The sequence below is a fragment of the uncultured Streptococcus sp. genome, from assembly GCF_963545685.1.
In the GTDB taxonomy this organism is placed as follows: Bacteria; Bacillota; Bacilli; order Lactobacillales; family Streptococcaceae; genus Streptococcus.
Genome location: NZ_CAUUKN010000094.1, coordinates 1 through 3,153 on the forward strand (window position 1 = coordinate 1; position 3,153 = coordinate 3,153).

A 3,153-nucleotide genomic window follows, 5' to 3' on the forward strand; every position below is an offset into this window, starting at 1 on the left:
TTTTGAAAATACAAAAAGACAAACGCCAAAAATGACGTTTGTCTACGTTCTGAAAGGTAGGTAGCTTGTGCTACTTACCTTTATCGTTATTCAGCTTTTTCAGCATCAAAAGAACTTATAGAGACTTGAGTTATTGTAAACTTATCTTTTTATCTTTAAGAAAACTTTTAATCTCTTCTACAGTAGATTTACTACCTTTTTTTAGCAGACTATCTAACTTGTTCGACCTATAAAAACCTAAACTGGGGACTGTTTTTATCCCCTTTGAATGTGCAAACTTTGTAATTTCTTCCTTTTCCTCAGAATCACTATTTACATAATAAACTTTTATTTTTGTATCATAAGCTGCTTGAGCTAACTTTGGAACAAAGCGTCGACAATATGGACAAGTTTTACGGCCAATATATAATATAAACCTATCATCATTTTCAAGTTTGCTCTTCACTTCTTTAATTGGAATCTCTTCAAAATAGCTAATAGCTTCTTCGTAATTCTTTGGTTCTCTAAATGAAAATGATCTCTGAGTTATAAAAAAGAAGCTAACTACTGCTAAAATTAGAATTATAGTTATTTTTTGAAATTGTCTACTTCTCACACGCAATACCATCGCCATCTCGATCTAGTTTTCTAGAATAACCCGGTTGTCCACTATAAAGTGGAGCGGCACCAGCATTTTTAGCCTGAGTACAATTAGCATAATAAGCACTCTGACCTGCTTGCTGTTGATTCTCTTGGGCTTGACGGGCTGCCTCGGCCTGTTGTGTTGCCTCCTCTGCTTGAGGGGCTGCCTCGGCCTGTTGTGCCGCCTCCTCTGCTTGAGGGGCTGCCTCGGCCTGTTGTGCCGCCTCCTCTGTTTGACTTCCCTCCTCAGTTTTTACAGACTCATCCGTACTCTGTTGAGACTGAACAGTACTACTGGAAGAACTACCTTTACTACTTGTATCGCTTTCACTACACCCAACAATTAGAGAAAGAGTTAGGAACACTGCAAAAATTAATACTACTTTTTTAAAAATCATAATACAAGAATCTCCTTAAACAAAAACTTTAAATCTCAAAACAATAGTAAGGTTTAAACAGCTAAAAATCTTCATTTAATTTTACACAAAAATTATATAGCTATATGAATGCGTTGTCAACGCTTTCTTGAAAATAGAATCTAAATCTAAATTAGTTTTTAGATTATTATAATTAAAAGAGTTTTATCTCATTTTCGTAAAGATTGGTGCTAGATTTTCCTACTACCCCAAACTAGACTTTCCCCTGTGCTAAAAGTGATAGAAGCAATATTGCTTCTATCACTCGGAAGATTTGAGACTCAGGCTCAAATCTTAGGAATGGAATTCCGGTAGGAAGTCGCTTCCGTCCCTAGCACCCAAGGAAAGTCTAAAAAATTTATAAAAAAGAAAAGCAGAGATATCTAACATCTCTGCTTCATAAATAGGATTAGGAGGTTTTATGCTTTTTATTTAGCATCTTTTTCTTTGATAACCAAGACACCGTCTTCCATATCAGCTTCTAGGTGTTTAGCATCAAGGTTATCCAAGTGGAAGTCTGTGACTTTGTCACGGATTTGTTGTTCAACCACACGACGGAGTGGACGAACACCCATGACTTCATCGTAGCCTTCTTCAGTCATGTATTCTTTTGCAGCTTCGCTAACTGCCAAGTCAATGTCTTTCTTAGAAAGTGTCTTGTTAACTTCAACCAACATAAGGTCGACAATCTTAGAAAGATCTTCCTTGCTCAAGTGTGAGAACTCGATGACAGCATTGAAACGGTTAAGGAATTCTGGACGGAAGTAAGGTTTCAAACGATCCATAAGTTCTGGTTTATCAGCATCTTCTGTCAAGTTAGCTTCATAGCCAAATCCTGCGTTTGAAGTTGCGATAATGACAGTATTCTTGAAGTTTACAGTGTTACCTTGACCATCTGTCAAACGACCATCATCCAAAACTTGGAGGAGAAGTGTGATAACTTGAGGGTCAGCCTTTTCAATTTCGTCAAGAAGGACGATTGAGTAAGGATTACGGCGCACACGTTCTGTCAAAGTATTACTATTGTCATCATAACCAACATAACCAGCTGTTGTACCAATCAATTTAGAAACGGCTGTTCGGTCACTGTATTCTGACATGTCTAAACGGATGATAGCATCTTTAGTACCAAACATATCAAGAGCCAACTGTTTAGCCAACTCAGTTTTACCAACACCAGTAGGACCTACAAAGAGGAAGCTACCGATTGGACGGTTACCTTCGTCAAATCCTGCACGGTTACGACGGATAGCACGTGCCACTGCTTCAACGGCTTTATCTTGACCGATAACTTTGGTTTGCAAACGGTGACCCATATCTTTTAGACGTTCGATATCAGTTGCACCCATTTGTGACACTGGAATACCAGTCATACGTTCTACAGATTCAGCCACATCGTTAACAGTTGCTGTGACTTTAAGGTCTTCGGTGTGGTTAGCAATTTTCTTTTCAAGTTCTTCAATACGAACCTTAGCATTTAGAGCTGCTTCGTAATCTTCTTTAGCAGCTGCAGCTTCTTGTTTCGCTTTTTCAGCTTCAATTTCATGTTCCACAGCATTCACATCAGTTACTGGATGTTGTGCTGCCAAGTGAGCAGCAGTTACATCGACAAGGTCGATAGCCTTATCTGGTAAACTACGTTGTGGAATATATTGTACAGAGAAATCAACCGCTGCTTTCAAGACGTCATCTGGCAAGATAACATTGTGGTGTTTTTCATAAAGGTCACGGATACCTTGGAGAATCTTGAAGGTATCTTCAGCAGAAGGAGCATTGACCTTAACTTCGTTGAAACGACGAGCAAGGGCAGCATTCTTCAAGATAGTGTTACGGTATTCATCTTGAGTTGTTGCACCAATCACTGTCAATTCACCACGTGAAAGGGCAGGTTTCAAGATATCAGCCAGACCTTTAGATCCTTGACCATCACCAGTGCTACCAGCACCAAGAATTTGGTGGATTTCATCGAAGAAGAGGATAATATTTCCAGCTTCTTTGACTTCATTTACCAAGTTTTGAATGTTTTCTTCAAAACTACCACGGTATTGAGTACCAGCTTCGAGTCCTGAAATATCAATTGAGATGATTTCTTTGTTCTTGATTGCAGCTGGAACAT

At 38.7% G+C, this 3,153-nt stretch carries 3 protein-coding genes; all 3 read right to left on the reverse strand.

Going from position 1 to position 3,153, the window contains the following annotated elements; genetic code table 11:
- Positions 1-130: 130 nt before the first annotated feature.
- Positions 131-613 carry a thioredoxin domain-containing protein gene (locus RWZ99_RS09165; RefSeq protein WP_314678287.1) on the reverse strand — a complete coding sequence of 161 codons (483 nt, stop codon included), beginning with the start codon at positions 611-613 and terminating at the stop codon, positions 131-133.
- A complete protein-coding gene (locus RWZ99_RS09170; protein WP_314678289.1) occupies positions 585-986 on the reverse strand; it encodes an excalibur calcium-binding domain-containing protein in 402 nt (133 codons plus the stop codon). The genes RWZ99_RS09165 and RWZ99_RS09170 overlap by 29 nt, the downstream gene beginning before the upstream one ends.
- 479 nt (positions 987-1,465) lie before the next feature.
- On the reverse strand, positions 1,466-3,153 hold a 1,688-nt coding region (locus RWZ99_RS09175), incomplete at its 5' end, for an ATP-dependent Clp protease ATP-binding subunit (protein ID WP_314678292.1).

Excerpts from the sequence above, each read along its gene's own strand:
- RWZ99_RS09165 (WP_314678287.1), bottom strand. The coding sequence starts at position 613 with ATGGCGATGGTATTGCGTGTGAGAAGTAGACAATTTCAAAAAATAACT.